This is a genomic window from Chryseobacterium sp. UYP7 (genome assembly GCF_056279225.1).
The window spans coordinates 1-4395 of sequence record NZ_JBWBQW010000015.1 but is presented as its reverse complement, the minus strand read 5'-3'; the positions used below and the strand labels follow the sequence as shown (position 1 = coordinate 4395).

Sequence of the window (4395 nt, the reverse complement as noted above, 5' to 3'; positions counted from 1 at the left end):
GCGGTGATCCAACGGGAATCAAACTTTGTCAATCTGCAAAAATTTGCTGCTTAATTTTTAGATTTTTGCTTGCTTTTTGTCATAGAATATGTTATAGGCAGTTTTTTTGGCCGAGTTGTGTGATGTTTAAAATTCTGGTGGTTCCGGAATATCAATCCTACTTTTGAAATTTAGTGCTCTTTTCGTTTCGGAAAGTTTGAGATTTTTCTTTACCTCATAAATCCAAAATGCAAATTCGTCAAGTTCTTTCGGTGAATTATTACTGTGAACGCTAATCATTTTTTGTTCTCCATTTTTCTTCACATAAATTCTATAGTGATTTCCATCCTGATAGTTCTCAAAGTAAATGCTGTCATACTTTTTAAACTTTATTTGCGACATAAAACTGTCCAGTTTCTTCTTCTGAAGATTACTTAAAATTGAAAAATAATTTGTGTTGCTTTTGGGAGATTTTATTCTTGAAGAATTATCGTTAGCAGACCAATTTTCACGGATAAAAACTGAATCATTTGAATTATTAAATTTGATTGAAAAATCAGTTTCAAAAGTATTTCCATATGAAAAGTCAAATTCGTCAAACGACTTTTTTTTGCAGTTTAACAAAAATAGTAGAAGTATAAATGCGAAAAGTATTTGAACTTTCATTTTCAGCGGAATTTTTGTTTAAAATTGCCTATAACGGTTGGGTATTTATGCAGGCGGGATAAAAATACGAAAACTTTATACTTGCTAAAAAATTAATTAATCGCTAAAATCTTCGATGAAAACTTCCGACCCGCTTGTATAAATACCTTGTTATAGCCAGTTTTTAAAACGGTTTTTCTACATTTAATTCGTTTAGAAGAACTCCACTTCCAGCAATATGTTGCATTGTCATTTGCTCAATTTTCAACTCATACGAATCAGGTTGGATTTTCGCAATCATTAATTCATTTACATTATATCCTAAACAGCCCAAAAGTTTAAGAATAGAATATCTGTCTTTTGGTGTTGTTTTACAACCAAATATAATTTGCTTTATACATTTATTATTAATTTTAAACAAACCTTGAGAATCATTTATCAATCTAATTTCTTTCTCATATTCCCACTTTTTACATTTTGTTTTGAAAATTGTAAATATTAGATCTTTCAAATCTTCATGATTATAATTAAATATGTCCAAAGGTAAATCGGTATATTCAACTTCTACAATTTCTAATTTATCCTCTTTGGTAAAACTAATATTTTGCTCTTGTTTGTCATCATAAAATTCAAATTTCAAACAAACCCCGGAATGATTATTTCCATAATGACCCCACATTACTGGACATGTTTCGGTTTTAGAACCACTTGCAACACCATACTTAATTATATCGATATAGAGAAAAGTATAATCTGAATACATTTTACTTTGAAGTTCAGCACTGTTAATTTCATATGCTTCTTTAAAGTATTCTATGTCATTATAAAACGTGAAAATCTCTATCAATCTGTACTCATAGTTTCCGATTTCATTGTAATAACTTTCATCAAATTGATTTAAAACTTTCAAAAATGTCCCAAGTAACTTTTCAAAATCCAACTTCTTCTTTTCAAAGTCTTTTAAATTCTTTATTAATTCTATTTTTTCATTAATACGATTTTGAATAAATAAATAGAAATTTTCAAGTTTTTGAATGTCAGAACACAGTTTGTACCTTGGCAAAGAATCAAATGGGTCGTTAAAATTTCTTGGATTTGAAAAGAATAATTCGTTATTTATTAATGAATTAAATAAATTTTGATTTATAGAAAAATATTTATAAAAATAAGTTTGTATTTTATTCATTCGCTTTTTTTCTGGTAAAATTGGCTATAACGGTTGGGTATTTCTGTTGGCGGGGACTTTTTGTAAATAGTCTTTGTAAATATAACAAATTGAACAATTAGCGAAAATCTTGATGATAGGAACTTCCGACCCGCTAATAGAAATACTTTGTTATCTGCAGTAATATTTAGTATCGATATATTTCGCTTTGAGATGTCAACTTAAAATTTTCAATACTTGATAGAAATTCAGTTTTGATATTTTCGTTAAAAGCAAAAATATTAAATCCTAAATCTTCAAGATTGATGAGACACCAATTTTTGCTTTCAGGAAATAAATAAATGCTAGCATCGTATCTAGTTTCCTGCATCTCACCTAAAAATTCTTCGGCCGAAACTTTAAATAATTTATCTTCCAATCCGTATCTGTAATAATCTTCCCAATAAAGAAAAAGACTGTCTTTCTCAGGAAGGTGATTGACGATTAATGATAAACTTTGAAAAATCTCACTGTCAAGAACTCTGATTGCTCTTGAGTTCCATGGCAATTTGTAATCATTTTTGTATTCATGAAAGGGAATTTTAAATTTATTGAAAAGTTCTTTCGATTCGATCTCGGTAAAGCCATTGTCAGAATCTTCATAAATCTGTGGAAATTTTTGCCAAATTCTCCTATTGTGATTAAGTTCGTTTGGCGATTCTGCTTTTGTAATAATATCTTCAAACGGAAAATCCTTAATAATTCCGACTTTCCATTTTATTCCGATATAATGATCAAAATTTGGTAGAAAATTTGAAATTTTTAATGGATGACCTTTAATTTCGTAATAGTCAATTGCAGATTCAAGCCAGTCAATTAATTCAGGTAATTCTATTTTTTGCACAATTGTGGATTTATTGCAGATAACGGTTGGGTATTTCTATTGGCGGCGACTTTTTATAACAAGTCTTTGTAAATATAACAAATCGAACAATTAACAAAAATCTTGATGATAGGAACTTCCGACCCGCTAATAGAAATACCGTGTTGTACGACGTTCTTTTTATTTAATTTTTTTATAAATATCTACTAGTCCGCGATTATCTATATACATAGTATTCTCATCTATTTTAATAATGCGATCTTCAATCAATTCATAATATTTTCCGTCAGGTTTTTTTTCTGCAAGTTTTTTCTCAATTAAGTCTTTTCCAACCCAACTTTCACTATCAATATATAAGTCATGCTCAATTGTTGAATTTGCAGAATTAAATCTCCAAAATCCAGTGTCAGAATTTACAGGTGTAAAAACTTTAATATAAGTTTTATCTTTATTATAAATTAATTTTGGTCCGGTTGCTTGAACAGTTCCAAAGCTACCTTGATATGAGTCTAATTTTTTTCCATTAGTATCTGTCGTTTCAATAAATTCCCAAACTCCAGTAATTTTTTTTGTTAAATCAGACGAATTGTCGGTTTTAGAAGACTTGTTTTTGATTCCGCAAGAAAGAAAGTTAAGGGTAATAAATAGTAAAATTAATTTTTTCAATTAGTTTTTGTTTTTAGCAGTTTTTTTTTAGAATGGCGTACAACGTTTTGGCGCTTGGCGAAGGTGGCGATTTTCACCACAAATGTTGATGCGGAGAACCAAACTTTGATTAACCACAAATGTGTCTGCGGAGCACTGAACCGCCACTTTTGCCAAACGCCTGTTAGTGGCAGTTTTTCTTTGTTCAATAGTATTCATAATGTCCGTAATGAAATTCTTGTGTCCTGCGTAAATAAAAATTGTCCGTAATTAATTTGTTAAGGTCGTCAACTGTTTTATTTAATTCTTTGTTTCGTTCTATTTTTTCTTTTCCTAAAGTCTCGTTGTCAATTTTGCTTTCATCGTCTATTAATTGTCGAAGTGATTGTATATAGAATTCTTTTTGTTTTGTGATGTCATAAGTCTTTTCAAAGTTGTCAATTTGTTCTGAATATAGGTAAACGGAATATTCTGCATAACCTAAAATTCTCGGGTATTGATGTCCGAAGTATGTCCCACCATATTGAAACCTTTGAAATAATGAATTAATGTTTGTGTAAATTTCAATTAGTTTTTTTCTCTGTTTAGCATATTTGTCGATGCCATTTTTTTGCTTGAGAAAATAAGCATACAAAACATAATAGTCGTCCTGACCAACTTCACTGCCAAATTCTTTACTGTCGCCATTACAATAATATTTTTTGTCAGGGTCTTCCCAGTAATCAGTAAATAATTCTGGATGGTTGTCAACTATCTGATTAAACTCGTCTTTGTCATATTTGAATGTGCCAACCGTTTCAGTTGTAATTTCTACTGTGTCGGTCGTTGCGTAATATTTTGAATTGTCCGTTTTTTTAGTTGTTGAGGCAGAGTCGCTTTGAACTGTTTTGTAAACTTGATTTTTTGTCAAGGCATCGTCTGTTTTAGGTTGTTGATTACATCCTAAAAGTCCTGTCATTAGAACTACTGTCGCTATATGTTGAACTGTCGTCATAAAATTGCCACTAACGGTTGGGTATTTCTGCAGGCGGGGCAAAAAAAGCCAAACCTTAATACTTGCTGAAATAGTGAAAATATCTAAAATTTTCGATTTAAAAAC

At 30.1% G+C, this 4395-nt stretch carries 5 protein-coding genes; all 5 read right to left on the bottom strand.

What is annotated here, in order from left to right:
• Window positions 1-126: 126 nt before the first annotated feature.
• Window positions 127-381: a hypothetical protein gene (locus ACZ9HT_RS16870; protein WP_476041663.1), complete on the bottom strand. Its 255-nt coding sequence runs from the start codon at window positions 379-381 to the stop codon at window positions 127-129.
• 427 nt (window positions 382-808) lie between these two features.
• The gene (locus ACZ9HT_RS16865; RefSeq protein ID WP_476041662.1) at window positions 809-1810 is read right to left on the bottom strand and encodes a DUF2971 domain-containing protein; all 1002 of its coding nucleotides are present in this window, start codon (window positions 1808-1810) and stop codon (window positions 809-811) included.
• Window positions 1811-1976: 166 nt separating this feature from the next.
• Window positions 1977-2672, bottom strand: coding sequence for a hypothetical protein (locus ACZ9HT_RS16860; RefSeq protein WP_476041661.1), 696 nt, complete (start codon window positions 2670-2672; stop codon window positions 1977-1979).
• Between the two features lie 159 nt (window positions 2673-2831).
• Window positions 2832-3317 carry a hypothetical protein gene (locus ACZ9HT_RS16855; protein WP_476041660.1) on the bottom strand — a complete coding sequence of 162 codons (486 nt, stop codon included), beginning with the start codon at window positions 3315-3317 and terminating at the stop codon, window positions 2832-2834.
• Between the two features lie 184 nt (window positions 3318-3501).
• Window positions 3502-4395, bottom strand: an 894-nt coding sequence (locus ACZ9HT_RS16850; protein ID WP_476041659.1) for a hypothetical protein, incomplete at its 5' end; no start/stop codon positions are given.